This is a genomic window from Streptomyces sp. NPDC005803 (assembly GCF_040630435.1).
In the GTDB taxonomy this organism is placed as follows: Bacteria; Actinomycetota; Actinomycetes; order Streptomycetales; family Streptomycetaceae; genus Streptomyces.
The window spans coordinates 143,290-162,559 of record NZ_JBEXXO010000022.1; the positions used below are offsets into that span (position 1 = coordinate 143,290).

At 71.3% G+C, this 19,270-nt stretch carries 22 protein-coding genes and 1 pseudogene; 11 read left to right on the top strand and 12 right to left on the bottom strand.

The window, feature by feature from the left end:
- Positions 1 to 105 precede the first annotated feature (105 nt).
- On the bottom strand, positions 106 to 1,479 hold the full coding sequence (locus ABZ454_RS28255; protein WP_356319514.1) for an FAD-dependent oxidoreductase: 1,374 nt from the start codon (positions 1,477 to 1,479) through the stop codon (positions 106 to 108).
- A 111-nt stretch (positions 1,480 to 1,590) separates the two neighbouring features.
- Complete coding sequence (locus tag ABZ454_RS28260) at positions 1,591 to 2,301, bottom strand: DUF305 domain-containing protein (protein WP_359542078.1); 711 nt, start codon at positions 2,299 to 2,301, stop codon at positions 1,591 to 1,593.
- 130 nt (positions 2,302 to 2,431) lie between these two features.
- On the opposite strand from ABZ454_RS28260, the gene ABZ454_RS28265 reads away from it, so the two are divergent.
- Positions 2,432 to 3,922 (top strand): hypothetical protein, encoded by a 1,491-nt coding sequence (locus ABZ454_RS28265; protein ID WP_359542081.1) that lies wholly within the window; start codon positions 2,432 to 2,434, stop codon positions 3,920 to 3,922.
- Positions 3,923 to 4,182: 260 nt separating this feature from the next.
- Here the strand turns inward: ABZ454_RS28265 and ABZ454_RS28270 are convergent, their stop codons facing one another.
- The 4 genes from ABZ454_RS28270 to ABZ454_RS28285 all read right to left on the bottom strand — a co-directional run bounded on the left by ABZ454_RS28270 (position 4,183) and on the right by ABZ454_RS28285 (position 5,889).
- Positions 4,183 to 4,407 carry a hypothetical protein gene (locus ABZ454_RS28270; RefSeq protein WP_359542082.1) on the bottom strand — a complete coding sequence of 75 codons (225 nt, stop codon included), beginning with the start codon at positions 4,405 to 4,407 and terminating at the stop codon, positions 4,183 to 4,185.
- A 112-nt stretch (positions 4,408 to 4,519) separates the two neighbouring features.
- The gene (locus tag ABZ454_RS28275) at positions 4,520 to 4,699 is read right to left on the bottom strand and encodes a hypothetical protein (protein WP_359542084.1); all 180 of its coding nucleotides are present in this window, start codon (positions 4,697 to 4,699) and stop codon (positions 4,520 to 4,522) included.
- 70 nt (positions 4,700 to 4,769) lie between these two features.
- Complete coding sequence (locus tag ABZ454_RS28280) at positions 4,770 to 5,471, bottom strand: HAD family hydrolase (protein WP_359542086.1); 702 nt, start codon at positions 5,469 to 5,471, stop codon at positions 4,770 to 4,772.
- An 85-nt stretch (positions 5,472 to 5,556) separates the two neighbouring features.
- Entirely contained in the window at positions 5,557 to 5,889 is a 333-nt protein-coding gene (locus ABZ454_RS28285) for a putative quinol monooxygenase (RefSeq protein WP_359542087.1), read from the bottom strand.
- A gap of 64 nt (positions 5,890 to 5,953) precedes the next feature.
- Between ABZ454_RS28285 and ABZ454_RS28290 the strand changes: the two genes are divergently transcribed.
- Positions 5,954 to 6,325: a MerR family transcriptional regulator gene (locus ABZ454_RS28290; RefSeq protein WP_359542088.1), complete on the top strand. Its 372-nt coding sequence runs from the start codon at positions 5,954 to 5,956 to the stop codon at positions 6,323 to 6,325.
- A gap of 164 nt (positions 6,326 to 6,489) precedes the next feature.
- On the opposite strand, the gene ABZ454_RS28295 is transcribed toward ABZ454_RS28290, so the two are convergent.
- Positions 6,490 to 7,608, bottom strand: coding sequence for an NAD(P)/FAD-dependent oxidoreductase (locus tag ABZ454_RS28295; protein WP_359542091.1), 1,119 nt, complete (start codon positions 7,606 to 7,608; stop codon positions 6,490 to 6,492).
- A 53-nt stretch (positions 7,609 to 7,661) separates the two neighbouring features.
- Here ABZ454_RS28295 and ABZ454_RS28300 point away from each other — a divergent pair, with 53 nt between their 5' ends.
- Positions 7,662 to 8,354 carry a TetR/AcrR family transcriptional regulator C-terminal domain-containing protein gene (locus tag ABZ454_RS28300; RefSeq protein ID WP_359542093.1) on the top strand — a complete coding sequence of 231 codons (693 nt, stop codon included), beginning with the start codon at positions 7,662 to 7,664 and terminating at the stop codon, positions 8,352 to 8,354.
- A gap of 91 nt (positions 8,355 to 8,445) precedes the next feature.
- On the opposite strand, the gene ABZ454_RS28305 is transcribed toward ABZ454_RS28300, so the two are convergent.
- From ABZ454_RS28305 to ABZ454_RS28315, 3 genes are all read right to left on the bottom strand, one after another.
- The gene (locus tag ABZ454_RS28305) at positions 8,446 to 9,129 is read right to left on the bottom strand and encodes a phosphatase PAP2 family protein (protein ID WP_359542096.1); all 684 of its coding nucleotides are present in this window, start codon (positions 9,127 to 9,129) and stop codon (positions 8,446 to 8,448) included.
- Positions 9,130 to 9,350: 221 nt separating this feature from the next.
- A complete protein-coding gene (locus ABZ454_RS28310) occupies positions 9,351 to 10,286 on the bottom strand; it encodes a M56 family metallopeptidase (RefSeq protein ID WP_359542098.1) in 936 nt (311 codons plus the stop codon).
- Between the two features lie 86 nt (positions 10,287 to 10,372).
- Positions 10,373 to 10,963, bottom strand: coding sequence for a DUF5134 domain-containing protein (locus ABZ454_RS28315; RefSeq protein WP_356319503.1), 591 nt, complete (start codon positions 10,961 to 10,963; stop codon positions 10,373 to 10,375).
- 241 nt (positions 10,964 to 11,204) lie between these two features.
- On the opposite strand from ABZ454_RS28315, the gene ABZ454_RS28320 reads away from it, so the two are divergent.
- On the top strand, positions 11,205 to 11,762 hold the full coding sequence (locus ABZ454_RS28320) for a GNAT family N-acetyltransferase (RefSeq protein ID WP_359542101.1): 558 nt from the start codon (positions 11,205 to 11,207) through the stop codon (positions 11,760 to 11,762).
- Between the two features lie 104 nt (positions 11,763 to 11,866).
- Here the strand turns inward: ABZ454_RS28320 and ABZ454_RS28325 are convergent, their stop codons facing one another.
- Positions 11,867 to 12,550: a glycerophosphodiester phosphodiesterase family protein gene (locus ABZ454_RS28325; RefSeq protein ID WP_356319501.1), complete on the bottom strand. Its 684-nt coding sequence runs from the start codon at positions 12,548 to 12,550 to the stop codon at positions 11,867 to 11,869.
- A 386-nt stretch (positions 12,551 to 12,936) separates the two neighbouring features.
- Between ABZ454_RS28325 and ABZ454_RS28330 the strand changes: the two genes are divergently transcribed.
- The 4 genes from ABZ454_RS28330 to ABZ454_RS28345 all read left to right on the top strand — a co-directional run bounded on the left by ABZ454_RS28330 (position 12,937) and on the right by ABZ454_RS28345 (position 16,860).
- The gene (locus ABZ454_RS28330; protein WP_359542104.1) at positions 12,937 to 14,334 is read left to right on the top strand and encodes a DUF6421 family protein; all 1,398 of its coding nucleotides are present in this window, start codon (positions 12,937 to 12,939) and stop codon (positions 14,332 to 14,334) included.
- 26 nt (positions 14,335 to 14,360) lie between these two features.
- Positions 14,361 to 15,128, top strand: a complete 768-nt coding sequence (locus ABZ454_RS28335) for an SDR family oxidoreductase (RefSeq protein WP_356319569.1) — start codon at positions 14,361 to 14,363, stop codon at positions 15,126 to 15,128.
- On the top strand, positions 15,107 to 16,189 hold the full coding sequence (locus tag ABZ454_RS28340; RefSeq protein WP_356319499.1) for a low specificity L-threonine aldolase: 1,083 nt from the start codon (positions 15,107 to 15,109) through the stop codon (positions 16,187 to 16,189). Before ABZ454_RS28335 ends, ABZ454_RS28340 begins: the two co-directional genes overlap by 22 nt.
- Before the next feature lie 71 nt (positions 16,190 to 16,260).
- On the top strand, positions 16,261 to 16,860 hold the full coding sequence (locus ABZ454_RS28345) for a transglutaminase domain-containing protein (RefSeq protein WP_356319498.1): 600 nt from the start codon (positions 16,261 to 16,263) through the stop codon (positions 16,858 to 16,860).
- Between the two features lie 156 nt (positions 16,861 to 17,016).
- Here ABZ454_RS28345 and ABZ454_RS28350 read toward each other — a convergent pair whose 3' ends face one another.
- Positions 17,017 to 17,739 carry a lysophospholipid acyltransferase family protein gene (locus tag ABZ454_RS28350; protein ID WP_356319497.1) on the bottom strand — a complete coding sequence of 241 codons (723 nt, stop codon included), beginning with the start codon at positions 17,737 to 17,739 and terminating at the stop codon, positions 17,017 to 17,019.
- Between the two features lie 217 nt (positions 17,740 to 17,956).
- Between ABZ454_RS28350 and ABZ454_RS28355 the strand changes: the two genes are divergently transcribed.
- The 3 genes and pseudogenes from ABZ454_RS28355 to ABZ454_RS28365 all read left to right on the top strand — a co-directional run.
- The gene (locus tag ABZ454_RS28355) at positions 17,957 to 18,283 is read left to right on the top strand and encodes a thioredoxin family protein (RefSeq protein ID WP_356319496.1); all 327 of its coding nucleotides are present in this window, start codon (positions 17,957 to 17,959) and stop codon (positions 18,281 to 18,283) included.
- Positions 18,284 to 18,479: 196 nt separating this feature from the next.
- Positions 18,480 to 18,986, top strand: a complete 507-nt coding sequence (locus ABZ454_RS28360) for a flavin reductase family protein (protein ID WP_359542107.1) — start codon at positions 18,480 to 18,482, stop codon at positions 18,984 to 18,986.
- 200 nt (positions 18,987 to 19,186) lie between these two features.
- Positions 19,187 to 19,270, top strand: a pseudogene (locus ABZ454_RS28365) (electron transfer flavoprotein subunit beta); the annotation flags it as partial.

Consider the following 19,270-nt stretch of genomic DNA (forward strand, 5'->3'; position numbering starts at 1 on the left):
AGGCCGCCGGAGTCCGCTTCGAGGCCAGGGTGAGACCGCCCGGCACCGCAGCCGCCCGGGGCTACCCTCGGAGCGCGGCAGGGACGCCCGGAAGCCCGCACGTCCTCACGCCGGGCCGTCGCCGCGTGCCGCCCCCATGAGCCCCGGCCAGTCCGCGATCTTCACCGGCCCCCGGCCGAGCGACCGGCCCAGCGTCGCCTCCGCCCGCTCGATCGACAGCCAGCCGTCCCATTCGACCGGCCGCAGCCCCCAGGACCGGAGCACGGCGAGCGGATCCTCGGCGGAGGGCCGCCCGGTCAGCAGGGGGGCGTCCTCGAGCAGTGACGCGACGGTCTCCTTCGCACACGAACGGTTCGTCCCGATGACACCGGTCGGACCGCGCTTGATCCACCCCGCCACGTACTCCCCGGGCGACTGCGCCCCGTCCCGCAGGACCCGTCCGGCCCGGTGGGGCACCGTGCCGTGCACCGCGTCGAACGGCAGGCCGGGCAGCGGCACACCCCGGTAGCCGACCGCCCGCAGGACGAGTTCGGCGCCGATCTCCTCGTATGCACCGGTGTCGCGCACCCCGCCGTTTCCGTCCGGGGCCGTACGCGCGAACCGGACACCGGCCACCCGGCCGCCCCGTTCCAGCAGCTCGACCGGGCGCAGGAAGAACCGCAGCCCGATGGTCCTCGGCCGGCTGTCGCCCGCCCGCGTCGGACCGGAAGCCCATCCGCGCAGCACGTCGAGATTGCGCCGCACCATCGCCGGCACCGGCGGGGAGCCAGGCGCGCCATCGCCGTACGCCGGGTCCAGGGCGAGCTCCGCCGGGTCCACGACCATCCTGGCGCCGGGGAGCGCGCCGAGCTCACGGAGCTCCTTCGTGGTGAACCGTGCCTGGGAGGGGCCCCGCCTGCCCGCCATGTGCACCTCGCGCACCCGGCTGCCGGCCAGCACGCCGAGCGCGGGCTGCGGCACATCGGTGGGCCGCAGCTCGTCGGCGCCCCGCGCGAGGATCCGCGCCACGTCGACCGCCACGTTGCCGACCCCGATCACGACGGCCGAACGGGCCCGCAGCGCGAAGACGCCCGCGGCCGTGTCCGGGTGGGCGCTGTACCAGGACACGAACTCGGTCGCCGAATGGCTGCCGGGAAGCTCCTCGCCGGGGATGCCCAGCGGCCGGTCCGTGGCCGCTCCCACGCAGTAGACGACCGCGTCGTAGAGCTCGCCCAGCCGTTCGGGCGGCACCCCGTCCCCACCCACGGCGACATTGCCGACAAAGGTGACACGCTCGTGCTCCAGGACGGCCCGCAGGCTCTGCTGGAGCGATTTGATCTTCTCGTGGTCGGGTGCGACGCCGTACCGCACCAGCCCGTACGGACAGGGCAGCCGGTCCAGGACGTGCACCCTCACATCGGGCACCAGGGTCTGGGCGACCAGGGCCTGGGCGGTGTAGACCCCGCTGGGGCCGGAGCCGACGACGGCGACACGGAGCACGGCGCACCTCTTCCCTGAGGGTCTCTCCAGCATCGCACCGGCGGACCCGGCGGGGGAGAGGCGCGCCCCGGCCTCCTGGGAAACGACGTCTGCTTCCGGGGCCGTCACCCTTCAGGACGAGAGAGCGCGCATCCGGCCGATCTCGGTGGTCTGCTGGGCCACGACGTCATCGGCCATCTCCTCGACCTGCACGTTGTTCCCTTCCGCCAGGACCTCGGTCGCCATGGTGATCGCTCCCTGGTGGTGCGTGATCATCAGCTTGAGGAACATCTGGTCGAAGGCCGTTCCCTTCGCGGCCCGGAGCTCCTCCAGCTGACCGGCCGTGGCCATGCCGGGCATCGCCCCGTGCTCGTGCTTGCCGGACTGCGCGGACCGGCCGTGACGGGTGAGCCACCCCTCCATCGCGCCGATCTCGGGCTGCTGGGAGGCGGTGATGCGTTCGGCGAGCCTCTTGACGGTGGCCGAACGGGAGCGGGTGGGGACCAGTCCGGTCAACTCCAGTGCCTGCGCGTGGTGCTGGATCATCAGCTGTACGTACCGGACGTCCGCCGTGTTGGGGGTGTCCACCCCGGCCTCCTTGACGGCCTGTGAGGGGGAGAGCGTCCGCGCGGGCTCGCCAGGCTTCCCGGGCGCCACGACGGAACCGGCCTGGTGGCTCGCGGGCTTCGAACCGCTGTGACCACCGCCCGCGTCACAGCCGGCGGTGAGCAGGGCCGCTACCACGGCCGCACCGAGGACGAAACCGCGATTCCGCAAGGCCTGACGGCAAATCAACAACGCGACCTCCGTTGATACAAGGGGGATTGCGCTCTGTCCTAACATGCCAACGGACAGCTTTGATCAAAAACTTTCATTACGTCTCTGTTGCCATCTGTTGAGATGCCCATGGCAAGGACGATACTGCCGGAGTCCGTGAACCGGGCACCTACCTACAGATCCATGGGAGGACGCAGTGACCTCGTTGCACACCACCCAGGTGCGGCGCAGACGTCTGGGCGTGGCGGCGGCCGCCGTCGGGCTCTTCGCCACTCTGCTGACCGCCGGGCCCGCGGCCGCCACACCCGACCCCGGGGACGCGACCGCGAGCAGAACCGACGTTTCCGCGAGCCAGGAGGCGGAGGCGACCGCCGCGATCATGAGCGGTGAGGTACCCGGCGTGGACGAGATCGTCCACAGCCCCAACATCACCCACCTCGCCAATGTCCCCAAGGACGCGCTCAAGGGGCTGAACACGGACCTGGCCTTCCAGGGGAAGTACGCCTTCGCCGGGAACTACGACGGTTTCCGGATCTTCGACATCAGCAATCCGAAGGCGCCCCGCACGATCGCCCAGGTCCTCTGCCCGGGCTCGCAGAACGACATCTCCGTATCCGGGAACCTGCTGTTCCTGTCCACGGACTCGTCGCGCAGCGACAACTCGTGCAGCAGCACCACCCAGCCCGCCACGGAGAAGTCCTCCTGGGAGGGCATGAAGGTCTTCGACATCAGCGACAAGCGCGACCCGAAATACGTCGCCGCCGTCGAGACCGCGTGCGGATCGCACACCCACACGCTGGTGCCCGAGCGCGACAACGTCTACGTGTACGTCTCCTCGTACTCGCCGAACACGACGTTCCCCGACTGCCAGCCGCCGCACGACGGGATCTCCGTCATCAAGGTGCCGCGCAAGGCACCCGAAGAGGCCCGCGTCGTGAACTTCCCGGTCCTCTTCCCGGACGGCGGCAACCCGGGCGGTCCCACCAACCCGGGTGTCTCCAAGACCACGGGCTGCCACGACATCACCGTGCTGCCGTCCAAGGACCTGGCCGCCGGAGCCTGCATGGGTGACGGTCTGCTGTTCTCCATCAAGGACCCGGAGAACCCGAAGATCATCGACCGGGTGCAGGACAACGTGAACTTCGCGTTCTGGCACTCCGCGACGTTCAACCAGCGGGCGGACAAGGTCGTCTTCACCGACGAACTCGGCGGCGGCGGCGCCGCCACCTGCAACGAGGAGATCGGGCCGAAGCGCGGCGCCGACGGCATCTACGACATCGTCGGCAGGGGCGACCACCGCAAGCTCGTCTTCCGCAGCTACTTCAAGATCGACCGCCCGCAGGCCGAAACCGAGGTCTGTGTCGCCCACAACGGCTCGATCATCCCGGTCAAGGGCCGTGACCTGATGGTCCAGGCCTGGTACCAGGGTGGTGTCTCGGTGTGGGACTTCACCGACTCCTCCCACCCGAAGGAGATCGGCTTCTTCGAGCGCGGCCCCGTCAGCACCGACGCGGTCACCACCGCCGGCCCGTGGTCGGCGTACTACTACAACGGCTACATCTACTCCAACGACATCGCCAAGGGCTTCGACGTCCTGAAGATCGACGACCGGCGGACCGACCCGGCGAAGCGGGTGCGGACGGGCGAGCTCAACGTCCAGACGCAGCCCGACTACTTCGACCGCTGAGCCCCCGCCGGTGGCCGGCCGCCGAGACCGGTGGCCGGCCGGCCGCCTGAGCGCACGACCGGTCCCGCCGGGTCTCGACCCGGCGGGACCGGCCCCCCGTGGCCTGTGCGCTCATTGACCGATCCGCCGCGCCGGGACATGCTGTACCCCCGCACCGGCCGGCTGATGTACGCAGTCCGTCCCGCGGTCCTCGGCCGGCGCCGCCGGCCGGGGTGACCGGCTGGTTCCGGCGACGCAGGGGATCGCCGGAGTCAGACGTCTCAGGCGGCCTCGTAGCGGTGCGCCCGGCCACCCCGCCACTCGACCCACTCGGGGTCGTCCAGGATCCGCTCGGGGTCGTCGAGCCCCGCACCCTCCAGGAACACGATCACATCGTGATCCGAGTGCGCGAGACCGAGTATCTGCACCCGCCCGCCACGCTGCACGGTGACGCGCCGCCCGCCGGAGGGGGAGGGCCGGAAGATCACGATCGGCGCAGAGGTCATGCCTCCAGGGTGCGACGCGCCGACGACCGCCGCACAGCGAACCGGGAACCCGGACCCGCAGCGGATCAGCCAGGCGTACGGGGCCCGCGCCGGGCGTCCGGTCGCCGGAGGGTCAGGCGGCCGGCCTGGCGCTGCCGCCGGTCGCCGCCGCCCACTCGACCAGCAGGCGCTGGTACTCCTCCTCGTCCTCCGGGGACAGACATCCGCCCGAGCGCTGCCACAGGTCGCGAATGTCTTCATTCACCACTGCGGCGGAACGCACGGAACCGGACGGGCACGGAGTCGGGCACATACCTCACAGGCTAAGGCCACGATGTGACAATCCGACCCATGCCGCGTCAGGGACATCTCTCACATGTTCCTCAGGCAACCTCGGCGCCCAGTGCGAGCTCCCGCAGTCCGTCCGGCCGCTCGTCCACCGGAGCGTGCCGCACGAACCGCACCTCGCAGCCCAGTGCGGCAGCCCCGCCGTCCGCGTGCCGGTCGTCACCGACCATCACCACATCGGTCGGGTGCTGTCCCAGAAGTGTGCAGGCGGTGTGGAAGAGGCGTGCGTCCGGCTTCTGGACGCCGTACTCGAAGGACAGCACGTACGCGTCCACCCAGGCGTCCAGACCGTGCGCCCGGAAGACCGGCCTGATGTCCCACCCGATGTTGCTGACCACGCCGATCGCGACGCCCCGCTCGCGCAGCGAGGCGAGGACCTCCGCGGCGTCCGGATACGGACGCCAGGCGGCCGGGGTCCGGTGCCGGTCGTACAGGGCGTCGTAGAGCCCCGGATCCGGCAGCTCCACCTGACGGGCCAGCCCCGTGTACGCCTCGCGGTGCCGGTGCGCGCTCTCGTCGCGGGAGGCCCAGGCCTCCGCCAGGCTTGCGGGAACGCGCTGCGGAGGCGGGCCGCCCGGCAGCGCCCCGGTGGCCTCGAGCTCCTGTACGTACCGCTCGAAGGCGGCAGGCTCCACGCTCACCTCCCGCGCCGCGAGGGTCGCGGCGAGCCAGGAACGGACGGATTCGATCCGGAACAGCGTCCCGGAGAAGTCGAAGAGCGCACCCTTGATCGGCATGGCCCGATCCTCGCGGACGCGGTGATCGCCGGACAAGGGTGCCCGCTCCGGACCGGCGGCCCGACGTCCGGCCTGGCACGCCTCGTCAGGTGGTCCGGCCGCCGCTGGCCGTCGGGTACGGGCTGACCATGGTGTCGAAGTAGCCGTCAGGCGCTTCTTCCAGGAAATCCAGAATGTTGTCGAGGAAGGCGCGCAGCGGCGGGATCGCGTTGTGCCGGTCCAGATCCTCCTGGGAACGCCAGACCTCGTACAGGAAGAGCCGGCCGTCGTCCTGTGCGTGCAGGTGGTACTCCAGGTTGCCTTCCTCCTGCCGGGTGGGCTCCACGAGAGAGGTGAGGAGCCGGCGCACCTCCTGGGCGCGTTCCGGCCTGGGGCGCAGGAAACCGTAGAGGGAGATGGGTGCTCGGGTCGTCGTCATGCCGCCCACGCTAGGATCTGACATCAGTGTGAGGTTCAAGGTCATCGCGTGTGAGGCGGGTCACATGAAGATCGGCGATCTGGCGCGCGAGACGGGCGTGAGCGTGCGTCTGCTGCGTTACTACGAAGACCAGGGCATTCTGGCTTCGTGCCGTACGGACGGTGGTCACCGTCACTACACCGCCGACTCCCCAGCCAAGGTCGCGCAGATCCGCACTCTTCTGGCCGCCGGACTGCCCACGAAGATCATCCGGGAGCTCATGCCCTGCTTCCTCGGCGACGGCCCCGAGCTCGACGCCTGCGTCCAGGAGCACCTGCGGAAGCAATTGCACGAGCTGGACGGCCGCATGGACGACCTGCGGCACGCTCGCGCGTCGCTCAGCGACCTCCTCGACGCCTCGACCCGCGCCTCCCGGGTCGTGCCCTCGTCCGTCTGACCTGGCGGCAAGGCCGCAAGGCGCCCCTCCGCCAAGGCCATGGGCCGAGCGGCCCCGTGCCGGGCTCGTGCTGTGGGCGGTGGCCGGGACGGAACGGGGCCGTGGCGGTGCCGGACTGCCCCCATGGGGCCCGGGGGAGGTGCCGGTGCTCTCGCCCTCGGCGGTCAGGACGGCTGGATCCGGTCGAAGAAGGCGAGGGCTTCGGCGGGGTCCGGGCTCACGAGGCGTTCCAGGCCGGCCATCGTGATCTCCGCCCATCTGCCGGCCCGGGCCCACATCCGTTCCTCGAAGAGGCGGACGGCCCCGTCCAGATCTCCGGGGCCGGTGGCGATGGACTCCGCGAGTTCGGCGCCTTCCAGCATCGCGAGGTTCGCGCCCACCCCCAAGGGGGGCATCAGATGGGCGGCGTCGCCCAGCAGCGTCACGCCGGGGACGTGGGTCCAGGTGTGGGTGGCGGGCAGGACGTAGAGGGGGCGGTGGGCGAAAACGGTCCCGTGGCGGAGGAGGCCGAGGACGGGGGCGGCCCAGCCGTCGAACAGGGCCAGCAGAGTCGCTCGCACGGCCTCGGCATCGGTCAGGCCGACGTTCGCGTGCCAGTCCAGCGGCGCACGGAACTGGGCGTACACCTTGACGTGACCGCCGCTGTTGCGCTGGGCGACGAGCGCTCGTTCCACGCCGTACACGGCCACGGAACCGTCGCCGATCAAGCGGGCGAGGCCGGGGTGGCGGGCATCGACGTCGTCCAAGGAGGTTTCGACCACCGTCACGCCGGTGTAGTGCGGCGTCACCGGCGAGACCGCCGGGCGGGTCCGGGACCAGGCGCCGTCCGCGCCGACCACCAGGTCGAACGTCTCCTGGCGTCCGTCCGCGAAATGGACCCGCACGCCGTCCTGGGCCCCCGGCACCACCTGCGTCACGCCCTGCCCCCACCGGACGTCGAGGGGGCCGAGCAGCAGGTCACGGAGTTGCCCGCGGTCGATCTCGGGATTGGCCCGGTCATCCGGCCGGGGCAGCCAGTCGCGCAGGACCGTCCCGTCCGTGTCCAGGATGCGCATGGCCTGCCCCTCGGGACGCGACAGCGCCCGGAACTCCGCCAGCAGCCCCGCCTTGTCCAGCGCGAGCTGGCCCATCCCTTCGTGCAGGTCCAGCGTGCCGCCCGGGGGGCGGGCGTCGGGGGCGGGGTCGCGTTCGAGGACGGCGACGGGGTGGCCGAGGCGGTGCAGGACGCGGGCGAAGGTGAGGCCGGCGGGGCCGCCCCCGACCACGGCGATTCGGTGTCTCATGTCGATACACCGTATTGTGTCATGACGATGTATCGCAACAGTACGATGTGACCATGACTGTGTGGGACCGGCCGGAGCCGCCGACTCGACCCGTGCCGCTCGACCGGGAGCGGATCGTCGCCGCCGCCGTCGCGCTGGCCGACGAGGGCGGGCTGGAGGCGGTGTCGCTGCGCAAGGTCGCCGCCCGCCTGGACGCCGGCCCGATGCGGCTGTACGGATTCATCTCCACCAAGCAGCAGCTGTTCGACCTCATGCTGGACGAGGTCTACGCCGAGTTCCTCCCCGAGGGGCCGCCCGGTGACGGGCTGGAGGCACTGCGCACCCTCGCCCACCGCACCAGGCAGGCCGCTCTGCGCCACCCGTGGCTCGCCGACCTGCTCGGCGGCCGCCCGGCCCTGGGCCCGAACGGCCTCGCCGTGGGCGAGGCCGCGCTGGCCTCCCTCGACGGTCTCGCCGACATCGACACCGTCATGCGCGCCGTGGAGACGGTCAACGCCTACTCCACCGGCGCCATCAGACGCGAGATCGCGAACCTGCGGGCCGAACGCGAGACGGGTCTGTCCCAGCAGGACTGGCAACGCGCCTCCGGCGCGCATCTGACGAAAATGCTGGCCACGGGCCGCTTCCCGGCGCTGACCAAGGCCGTCCACGACGGCGCGGACGTGGATGCCGAGGCGTCCTTCGCGACCGGCCTGGACTGGGTCCTCGACGCTGTGGCCGCCAGACTCACCCCGCCCCCCGCGTGAGGCTCAGCGCCAGCCGGTCCGCCGAGCTGACGTAGGCCGCACCTCGGCATGTGCGGCTCCACCGGACCCGGGGCCTGCTGTGGTCTGCCCCTCACCCGGCCCCGTGCCGGGTGGCGTACCGGTCGTACCCGGCCGCCGCGAAGGCGGTGAGGGCGGCGCCGAGCAGCCATCCGCCCAGTACGTCGGACGGCCAGTGCACGCCCAGGTACAGCCGGGTGAGACCGACGCCGAGCACCGAGATCCCCGCGGCGGCCAGGGCGGTCCGCCGGATCCACGGGCGTGTGCCGGACCGGCGCAGCAGCCACAGCAGCAGACCGCAGCTCACCATGGCCGTCATCGCGTGCCCGGAGGGGAACGCCGCGTAGTGCGCCGAGTCCACGGGGTCGGGCCATCGGGGGCGCTCCCGGCCGACGGCGGCCTTGACGCCCTGCTGGAGGAGGCTGGAAACCAGACTCGTCACCGCCACCCAGGCCGCCAGCAGCCGGGCCCCGCGCCACCACAGGACGATCACGGCGACGGCGATCAAGGCGCGCATCGTCCAGGGGTCCCACAGCCAGTCCGTCAGGATCCGGTTCACGTGGACGAGACCGGGCTCCGTCACCGCCCGCCGGTGCAGGGCCTCGGCGACATCACGGTCCAGGCGCATCAGGGGCGACCACCGCGCGGCGACCAGGGCCAGCAGCGCGAGTGCGAGGGCCCCGCAGACGATTCCCGCCCACGGCGCCGGTGCGGGGGAGCGGGTGGGGTGCGCGGGGGCGAGGGGCGGGGAGTGCATGAGGGAATCCTCGCCGACGGGCGGGCGGAAGGACATCCTGGCGCGGCGGAACCGTTCAGCGGGTGGTGCCGGGGCGCGGTCGCGGCCGGGCGCATCGGACGCGAGAGCCGGGGCCGTCCGCCCAGGCATTTCGAGCCTACGGGGCAGCCCGGGGCCAAGGCCTGCCGTTCGAGCGGCGGTGCCCGGGTCAGGCCGTCCGGGCGCGGTCGAGACGCGACGCCCTACCCCAGCGCGCTCAGCGCCGGAACGAACGCCACCAGAAGCGGAATCGCCGGCAGGAGTGTGGCCGCCGCGGTCAGCCGCAGCCGGCGGCCCGCCGTGAGCCGCCCCGCCGGCGCCAGCAGCCGGTTCACCCGCAGCGGCATCTGCGCGTCCGGCGTCGGGCAGGGGCCGAACACCCCGCGCTCCTCGTTCAGTTCGACCAGTGCCAGGGCGATGGTCAGCCGGCCGAAGCGCCGGGAGGCCGTGTCGTCCGCGGCCAGTTCGACGAGCCGGTGCATCTCGCCACGGAACGCCGCGAACACCGGGACCTGGGGAAACCCGGAGGCCAGCGCCGTCGAGCAGTTGAGCAGCCAGTCGTGCCGTGCGTTCGCGTGGCCCTGTTCGTGAGCGAGCACCGCGTCGAGCTGACGGCCTTTCAGTCTCCCCAGCGCGGCGGTGGTGATGACGAGCCGGGGTGCCGCGCCGGGCAGCCACCAGGCGTCCGGGCGCTCCCCCTCCAGGACCACCAGCCGGCCACTTCCCGGCTCCTCGCCGGGCATCAGCGGTGAACGCACCAGGAGTTCGGCCCGTCGCCGCCCGCGCTCCAGGCGCACCCGGCGGATCTCCCGGGTCAGCATCGCGGCCGTCCACACACCACCGAGAGCCAGGAGCACGGCCATCACCGCCGACCACGGTCCGTAAGCCGCCAGCGCGTAGGCCTCGACCACGGCGTGCGGGGCAGGAGCGAAGACGTGCCCGCGCACCGCCTGCCAGGCCGCGGCCGCGCTGAACGTCATGGACAGCGCGAACGACAGCAGCACCCCCGCCACCACGCACTGCCACACCCACAGCGCCACCACGGGCTCGCGTTCGGGCCATTCGGCCCGCGCCATCAGCCGTGGGGTCACGACGGCGGCCAGTGCGCCGAGCAGCAGCAGCACGAGGGAGACCAACATGGCGTCAGCCTATGAGCGGCACGGCCGGCACGGGTATGGCTGCGCTCGGCAAGTGACGTACGCCACGGTTTGCCGGGCCCTCCGTCTCACAAGGTGAGCAGCATGGCGAACATGGCTATCCCCATGGTCAGCCGACAGGCCAGTGCCAGTTCCGGCCGCGCTCCCCAGCCGCCCGCCGACGGACCGCCCGCGACGGCCCCGCCACCGGTCACCGCCGCGCTCACGGGTATCAGCCGGGCGCCGGAGCGCAGCACGTACGCGGCGTAGTAGGCGAGGAGCAGCCCGGTCAGCAGCGGAACGCCCCCCGCGGCTGCCATCGCGTGGGACGCGTGACCGCCGTGCCCCGCTCCGCCGGACCGCGCCATCACGACGGACATGTAGACCATCGCCGACGAGCCGACCAGGTGGTGCAGATGGTGACCGCTGAGGCGGGAGAACCACAGGGCGCGTAACGCGGCGACCCCGAACAGCACGGTGTACAGGGCCCATCCCCACGCGGGCGGGGCGACCACGGCCGCCGGCACCGCCATCGCGGCCATGCCGAAGCCCATCAGCGCCTCCGCGCGTGCCGCCCTGCGCTCCTCACCGGTCCGGCCGCGGGCCCGCAGCAGGCAGTACGCGCCGGTCACCGCGCACAACGCCATGAGCAGCCAGCCGGACATCGCAGGTCCGTGCACAGCAGGCCTCCCCCTGGGCGAATGACTCCGTCGTCCAGTCGATGCCCGCGGCCGGACCCCCGTACGCGGCGCACTGGGGCAAAGGGGGAGCGCGCGGCGGGGGTGAATCGCGAGAGCGTGGCGCGGACCCGCGAGGACCGGGGTCGCTCAGCGCGACGGCGGTGGTCCGGAACATCGATCCGCACTCGGGAGTTACTCTGCTGCCGCACGGCGAGACAGCAGAGAATCGGAGAACCTCACCATGGACACCGCCCCGCCCCGCGATCCGGGTCAGCTGACCTTCCGCGACGCGACCGACGCGGACGTTCCCGCGCTCGTGGAGCTGATCCAGTCCGCGTACCGCGGTGACTCCAGCCGCGGGGGGTGGACCACCGAGGCGGACATCCTGCAGGGGCAGCGCACCGACCCGCAAGGCGTGCTCGAGGTGGTGCGGGACCCCGGGAGCCGGCTGCTCGTGGTGGAACGCGACGGCGAGCCGGTCGCCTGCTGCCAGCTCGAACACCGGGGTGAAGCCGCCTACTTCGGTATGTTCGCGGTCCGCCCCTCGTTGCAGGGCGCGGGTCTCGGCAAGGTGATCATCGCCGAGGCCGAGCGCATTGTTCGGGAGAGCTGGGGTGCGCGCGAGATGCACATGACCGTGATCTCGGTGCGGGACGAGCTGATCGCCTGGTACGAGCGCCGCGGCTATCGCCGTACGGGAGAGCTGAGCCCGTTCCCGTACGGCGACGAGCGCTTCGGCATCCCGCAGCGCGACGACCTGTCCTTCGAGCTGCTGGTCAAGGAACTGCCGGCAAGCTGACGGCGAAGCCCCTGCCACGAGGACCTGCCGGCCGACCGCAAGGACCGCGCACCAGATCCCGCGCCAGAGCTGACCGCGAGGCCCGCGGGCGGCTGTGCGGGCGGCTATGCGGTGAAGCGGCCCGCGCGGCGGATCTCCGGAAAGTCGGTGGTCGCGCCGTCGAGCCCGAGTCCGCGGGCCAGCCGCAGATGATCCTGGGTGTTCACCACCCATCCGACCACCGTCAGCCCCTCGGCGTGGGCCCTCTCGACCAGTTCCAGGGTGATGCGCCGGACGTTGAGCACCAGCCGGGTCGCGCCCACCGCCTTCGCCCGGTCCACCACGTCCTCCCCCCAGCGGCTGGCCACCAGGGCCGTCCGCACCCCCGGCACCAGCTGCGCGATCTCGGCGATCGCCTCGTCGTGGAACGAGATCACCTCGACCCGGTCGACGAGATCGCGCCGCCGCATCACCCCGGCCAGGGTGCGGGCCGCGGCCACGTCCTTGATCTCCGCCTGCAGGGGGGACCGCACGGCGTCGAGGACCTCCTCGAAAACCGGCACCCGCTCTCCCTGCCCGGCGTCGAGTGCGCGCAGTTCCGCCAGGGTCTTCTCCGCGATCGGGCCCTTTCCGTCGGTCGTCCGGTCCACCTCGGCGTCGTGCATGACGGCGAGGGCGCCGTCCTTGCTCAGATGAAGGTCCAGCTCGATGAGGTCCATGCCGGCCTGTTCGGCGTGGACGAACGACCGCAGCGTGTTCTCCGGCTCGACACCCATCACCCCGCGATGACCGATGGTGAGAAAAGACAAGGGACTCTCGCTTCCGTCGACGGCTTTTCCCCGTCTGCTGCTCCTACCCACGCGGCGCTGCGGCACGAACCACTTCCGGCGGCCCCTGGCGTCCACGTGGAGTACGGGCCGGGCCGCGCGCCGTGGAGTGGCTTCCCGCACACGCGCCGGCGGGGCGTGTCCCGCGCGGGCTGCCGGGTAGGCGCACGACGGAGGCCGGGCGGTCCTGACGCCGCCCGGCCACCGCCCTCCACCGTCCACGGAAGAGTCGTCGAAACGCTGGATGACAGGAAAAATCGCGGTGACCATGGGGGATGTGCAGGATAATTTCCAGGTCCCCACTTGTCTCCGAGAACCGTGCACGGATACGGTTGCGTGACGCGAGGTTCTCCCGTGGAGGAAGTGTGATGACGGAAATTCTTGTGCACGACGTCGCCGCCGGCGACATAGCTTCAGCCGAGCGGGTGGTCGAGCACCCCGCCTGGCCCGCGCTCAAGAATGCCGTGGAGGAGATTCGCCCCTGGCAGGCCAAGGACGGCTCCATCGACTTCGACGCCGAGGACGCGCCCACCCCGGCGGTCGCCGGGGAGGCCCTGGACCGGGTGGCCACCGCGGTCGAGCAGCTCTCACCGCTGCTCCCGCACGACGCCGCGTACCACCGCGCCCTCGTCACGGACCTGCGCCGCTGGGCCGCCGAAGGATTCGGCGTCCCCGACTTCCTCGACTCGCTGCTGGCCTTCCAGCCCGCCAAGGACCGCGTCGACGGGCTTCAGCACCTCGTGGTCTTCGCGATGTACACGCAGAACGGCAACCCCGACCGCAATCTCGAAGCCGTCGTGCTCCGGATGGTCTGGCCCGAGTGGCTCGCCGAGCTGGAGGCCACCCGTTACGACAACCCGTTGTTCTGCGGCATCACCTTCGAGGACTTCACCTCCGGGTACGACACCAACTCGGCCGTGCTCTTCCCGGAGACCATCGCCGTGCGCGAGGCCCCCGAGCGCTTCAGCTGGGGCGGCATCTTCTGCGACCGCGAGGCCGCCCGCTTCCGCCGCGTCACCGAGGCCTCCGTCGAGCTCCTGGGCGTCGAGCTGCCCGAGGACATCCGTGCGATGGTCGGCGACCAGCAGCGCTGCGAGCAGGCCTTCGTGCTCTGGGACATGGTCCACGACCGTACCCACAGCCACGGCGACCTGCCGTTCGACCCGTTCATGATCAAGCAGCGCCAGCCGTTCTGGATGTACGGGCTCGAAGAGCTGCGCTGCGACCTCACCGCCTTCAAGGAGGCCGTGAAGCTGGAGGCGGACGGCTTCGGGCAGGGCCGAGACGTGCAGTACGCCGTGCTGTTCGACCGGATGTTCCGCTTCCCGGTCACCGGCGAGCGCGTCCGCAACTACGACGGTCTCGGCGGCCAGCTGCTCTTCGCGTACCTCCACAAGCACGACGTCGTGCGCTGGACGGACAACACCCTGAAGATCGACTGGGAGCGGGCCCCGCAGGTCACCAACCAGCTCTGCGCGGAGATCGAGAAGCTGTACCGCGACGGGATCGACCGCCCCAAGCTGGTCCACTGGTTCGCCGCTTACGACCTGGTCGCGACGTATCTCGCGCCGCACCCCGGATCCCGCTGGGCCAAGGGCCCCGACGCACTGGACCTCTCCCAGCCGCCCCGCAAACTCGTCGACGACGTGCTTCCGGACGAGTTTCCCCTGAGCATGTTCTATGAGGCGCTCTCCAAGAAGCTGAAGAACGTGATCGCCTCCACCAAGGGGATCACCGCCGCGGACGCCGGGCAGGCGGCCGCGTGAGCGCACGTAGTGAGGAGGCGGTGGCCATGAACGGAAACGGCAAGGGCAGCGGAAGCGGTGCGCTCGAAGGCGCTGTCGTAGCCGTCGCGGGGGCGGCCGGCCCGGCCGGCCGGGCAGCCCTGCTCCGGCTCGCCGAGGCGGGCGCGACCGTCGTCGCCTCGGACGCGAACGCCACCCGGCTCGCCGAGGCGGTGGACGCGGCGCGCTACGCCCACGGCGGCGCCACGGTCACCGGTGACACCGTGGACCTCCTCGATCTCGGCGCGGCCCGTGAATGGGCGGACAAGACCGAGAAGGAGTTCGGCAGGATCGACGGTCTGGTCCACCTCGTGGGCGGCTGGCGCGGCAGCGCGAGCTTCGCCGCGACCGACCTCGCCGACTGGACGCTGCTGGAGAAGCTGCTGATCCGTACCGTCCAGAGCACCTCCCTGGCCTTCCAGGAGGGACTGCAGCGCAGCGACCGCGGCCGCTACCTGCTGATCAGCGCGGCCGGTGCGAGCAACCCCACCGCGGGCAACGCCGCCTACGCGGCGTCGAAGGCGGCGGCGGAGGCCTGGACCCTCGCGCTCGCGGACGCCTTCCGTAAGGCGGGGGGCGACGAGGGCCCGCGGAGCGCTGCTGCGATCCTGGTCGTGAAGGCACTGGTGCACGACGCGATGCGCGCCGAGCGCCCGAATGCGAAGTTCGCGGGCTTCACGGACGTCAAGGAGCTGGCCGATGCCATCGCCGGCGTCTGGGACCGGCCCGCCCCGGAAGTGAACGGAAAGCGCCTGTGGCTGACCCCGCAACCGTAAGGACCGACGCGCGTCGTCATCACGACCCGCAGGTACGCGGATTCGCCAGTGACAACTACGCGGGGACCCACCCGGAGATCCTCGCGGCCCTCGCCCTCGCCAACGGCGGCCACCAGGTCGCCTACGGCGAGGACGACTACACCGGTCACCTCCAGCGCGTGATGCACAGCCACTTCGGCCCCACCGCCGAGGCCTTTCCCGTCTTCAACGGGACCGGCGCCAACGTGGTCTCGCTCCAGGCGATGACCGACCGCTGGGGCGCGGTCATCTGCGCCGAGTCCGCCCACATCAACGTGGACGAGGGCGGCGCTCCGGAACGGGTCGGCGGCCTCAAGCTCCTCACCGTGCCCACCGAGGACGGCAAGCTCACACCTGAGCTCATCGACAGGCAGGCGTACGGCTGGGACGACGAGCACCGGGCCATGCCGCAGGTCGTCTCGATCACCCAGAACACCGAGCTGGGAACCGTCTACACACCGGACGAGATCCGGGCCATCTGCGAGCACGCCCACGGACACGGCATGAAGGTCCACCTCGACGGCGCCCGGATAGCCAACGCCGCGGCCTCCCTCGACGTCCCCATGCGTACGTTCACCAACACCGTCGGCGTCGACGTGCTCTCCTTCGGAGGGACGAAGAACGGGGCCATCTTCGGCGAGGCCGTCGTGGTGCTGGACCCGGACGCCGTCCGCGCGATGAAGCACCTGCGCAAGCTGTCGATGCAGCTCGCCTCCAAGATGCGCTTCGTGTCGGTACAGCTGGAGGCGCTGCTCGCGGGCGACCTGTGGCTGCGCAACGCCCGTCACGCCAACGCCATGGCCCAGCGGCTCGCCGAGGGCGTCCGGGCGGTGGACGGTGTGGAGATCCTCTACCCCGTGCAGGCCAACGCGGTCTTCGCGCGGTTGCCGCACGAGGTGAGCGAGCGGCTGCAGAAGCGCTTCCGGTTCTACTTCTGGGACGAGAAGGCCGGCGACGTGCGCTGGATGTGCGCCTTCGACACCACGGAGGACGACGTCGACGCGTTCGTCCTCGCCCTGAAGGAAGAGATGGCTGCGCGCTAGGGCATGCATGACTATGCGGTCGGCCGGAAAGGTATTGACTCCGGTCGGCCGCTTCCCTACGCTCGGCGGCCATGGAGCTGATACAGCAGGTGCCCCGGCTTTCCGCGTACCTCGCCGCCGACGACGCCATCGACCATGAACACCCGCTGGTCCGCGAAACGGCCGCGCGGCTCCGTTCCGGGGCGGCCGATGCCCACGCGTACGCGGAAGCGGCGTACCGCTTCGTACGCGACACCGTCGTGCACTCCGCCGACTCGGGCGACATGCGCGTCACCTGGCGCGCCTCGGACGTCCTCGCCACCCGCAACGGCATCTGCCACGCGAAAGCGCACGCCCTGGCCGCGCTGCTGCGGGCCGAAGGCATCCCCACCGCCCTCTGTTACCAGGGGCTGGCGGACGACGACGGGAGCCCCGGGGTGATCCACGGACTGATCGCCCTGCGCCTGCCCGGCCGGGACCGCTGGGACAGGCAGGATCCGCGGGGCAACCGCCCCGGGGTGGACGCGCAGTTCTCGCTGGACGAGGAGAGGCTGGCCTGGCCCGTCCGGCCGGAGCTCGGCGAAGTGGACTATCCGGTGCTCCACGCGGCACCGCATCCGCGCGTCCTGCGTGGCCTGCGCACGGCCGCCGACCGTGCCGAGCTCTGGCGCATACTGCCTACGGCGCTCTGAACGCCGCTCCGCGGGCAGCACTGGACGAGGCCGTCACCTTCCCGGCGTCGCGAAGCGAGGGCCCGTCCCTCGCGTACCTGGGAAGGCCGGGCCCCGGGGCACGGAGCGCCGCCCCGTGCCCCGGAGGGACGTTTCCACCCCGGCCCGCGGCGGGCCTCAGCCGCGCTCGCGCACCTCGGCCGCCGTCGGAGCCGTACCCCCGAGGTGCGAGGGCACCCACCAGGTGTCGCTCGCGTCCTTCGGGCGCACGGGGTAGGCGCGCTGGGCCGCCTCGAGCAGGTCCTGTACGCGGTCCCGCAGCCGCCGGGTGATCGCGCCCGCGTACTGATCGGTGGGGGCTTCCACCGGCTCGCCGACCCGGATCATCACCGGGATGTGGCTGCGCCTGAAGTTGCGCGGCCGGCCCTTGGTCCACAGGCGCTGGGTGCCCCACAGCGCCATCGGGATCAGCGGCACTCCGGCCTCCTGGGCCAGCCGTGCCGCACCCGACTTGAAGCTCTTCAGCGTGAAGGACTCCGAGATCGTCGCCTCGGGGAACACGCCGACGATCTCGCCGGAACGCAGGGAGGCCAGCGCGTGCGCGTACGCGTCCTCGCCCTGCTTGCGGTCGACGGGGATGTGCTTCATGCCGCGCATCAAAGGGCCCGAGACCTTGTGCCGGAACACCGACTCCTTGGCCATGAAGCGCACGAGCCGCTTCTGCGGCAGCGCCGCGAGGCCGGTGAAGATGAAGTCGAGATAGCTGATGTGATTGCTTACCAGAACCGCGCCCCCGGTCTTCGGGATGTGCTCCGAACCCTGGGTGTCGATCTTCAGGTCGAGCGCCTTGAACAAGGTACGAGCGGCGCCGATGACCGGTTGATAGACGAGTTCTGCCATCTGGAGAAGACCCTTCTTCTGCGCCGGGGAGGGTTCTCCCGGCGGAAGTTACGCAGCCGTAGGTTTGCGGCATTGCGCCGATCGTGCCCCATGCGCGTCGCGGTGGCCAGTCTCGGCGGACGCGGGCCGCGAGATTCTCGTCACGTGGAACGTCGGGGAATGTCCCGGCGGCCCTGGGCGCTGATCCGATGCGTAGAGCTCTGACAGGAGGCTGAAGGTGGACGGGCGGACCCGTGCGGACAGGCTCGACGCGGCCCAACTCGGCGTCGAACTGGGGGAGAGGGCCACGCTGGTCCAGTTCTCCAGTGCGTTCTGCCAGCCCTGCCGGGCTACCCGACGCACCCTCGCGGAGGTGGCCGGCATGGTCGAGGGGGTGGCCCATGTGGAGATCGACGCCGAGGCGCATCTCACTCTCGTACGCGCGCTCGACATCAGCCGGACCCCCACCGTCCTGGTCCTCGACGCCTCCGGCCTGGTCGTCCGCCGGGCCGTCGGGCAGCCACGCACGGTCGACGTCGTCGCGGCGCTGGGGGAGGCGATGTGACGGACCGTGACGCATCTCCCACCTGGTGGGACGCTCTTGACTGCACCCGCCACGCATCGTCACTCTGACGCTATGCCGCCAGAACCCCTTCTCCATGGCCGGGTCCCCCTCGACCTCGCCCGCCACGCGAGTGCGCGCTGTCCGGATGCCTGAGCATCCACGGCCCCGCACCTCAGACGCGCAGAAGGACAGCTCCATGACGGCATCACCCGAGACCGGCAGTCCCCGTACGGCATCCCCGGATCTCCTCCGCTCCGTGTTCCGGCAGCATGCCGCCGGTGTCGCGGTGATCACCGCGGCGGGTGACCGGCCGGTGGGCTTCACCGCCACCAGCCTCAACTCCGTCGCCGCCGATCCGCCGCTCATCTCCTTCGGCGTCGGCACCGCGTCGTCCAGTTGGCCGGTCATCGCGGAAGCGGACCACATCGGCGTCCACGTGCTCGGTGAGCACCAGCGGGAACTGGCCGCCACCTTCGCGCGCAGCGGGGCCGACCGGTTCGGTCCGTCCACCGATTGGCGCAGCGGACCGGAAGGTGTCCCGGTGCTGGACGGCGTGCTCGCCTGGCTCGTCTGCCGGGTCGTGGCGCGGATCCCGGCGGGTGACCACCGCATCGTGATCGCGCAGGCGGTCGTCGGTGATCCGGCCGGCGGCGGCAGGCCGCTCGTCCATCACCAGGGCAGGTTCACGGCTCTGCGAGACTGAGAACTCCGGGCGTCGCCGGCGTGCCGGGCGTAGGCCAGATCACAGTGCCAAGCGCTTGCTTAATGGACACCCAATAGGTGTACTGACGAGTAATATTACGGTCGGAGCGTCGGTCGCCCCGACCGGAAATCGCCCCATCAGGCGCCTATGCTGCGTGCAACAAGGCAGCCCGGAAATGACGATGCAGTAGGAGAGCCGGCGTGAGCTTGAGGATCGTTGTCTGTGTGAAGTACGTGCCCGACGCGACCGGTGACCGGCATTTCGCCGATGACCTGACGTTGGAT